1 protein-coding gene and 1 pseudogene are annotated in these 630 nt (G+C 60.0%); one reads left to right on the forward strand and one right to left on the reverse strand.

Features of this window, described 5'->3' with window-relative positions; translation table 11 throughout:
• Positions 1–178: pseudogene (locus tag EOA86_RS37420) on the reverse strand (3-isopropylmalate dehydratase small subunit); the annotation flags it as partial.
• A gap of 153 nt (positions 179–331) precedes the next feature.
• On the opposite strand from EOA86_RS37420, the gene EOA86_RS37425 reads away from it, so the two are divergent.
• Positions 332–630: GNAT family N-acetyltransferase (locus EOA86_RS37425; RefSeq protein WP_164892443.1), on the forward strand; the 299-nt coding region annotated here is incomplete at its 3' end.

Below are 630 nucleotides of genomic sequence, written 5' to 3' on the forward strand. Positions count from 1 at the left end.
GACAGAAGTCGGGGTTTTCCGAACCGTCGTCCTTGTAGCGCATTTCGGCAAACAGTCCGCTGCCGAGCCCGGTGCGCTTGATCGTCTTGAGATAATCCTTGGGAATAATCATGTCGGTGTCGACATTGACGATCGGCATCGGCGCGGCAACACCGGTGAGCTTGGTGAATTTTTCCATGGTTTTTGCCCGTCTTCTTTTCTCTGCGGGGATGTGTTGGCGCCCGGTTTACACAAAGCTGCGGGCAAATAAAAGGCGGCTGTTTTCGGCTGACCTTGGTCCTGGAGCACAGACCGCTTCAAAACCGCCGCCCTATGGTGCACCTTGGCCGGCATGACAACACGTCCCAAAGTTCTCTACGCCAGCGAACCGAGCCTCGACGCAGCCGAGTTCCGCCGCGTGCTGGTGGAATCCGGCCTCGGCGTCACTCGGCCTATCGATGACGACGCCCGTCTGAAGGCGATGCTTGCCAATGCCGATCTGGTGTTGGCGGCGCGGCTCGATACGCCTGGCAAGCCGCTGATTGGCCTCGCCCGCGGCATCACCGACTTCTCGTGGGTGTGCTATATTTCCGAGCTCGCCGTCTGCAAATCGGCGCAAGGGCTCGGCATCGGCAAGGGCCTGCTCGACGA

Origin of the sequence: Mesorhizobium sp. M5C.F.Ca.IN.020.32.2.1 (genome assembly GCF_004023105.1) — a bacterium.
GTDB classification, from domain to species: Bacteria; Pseudomonadota; Alphaproteobacteria; order Rhizobiales; family Rhizobiaceae; genus Mesorhizobium; species Mesorhizobium wenxiniae.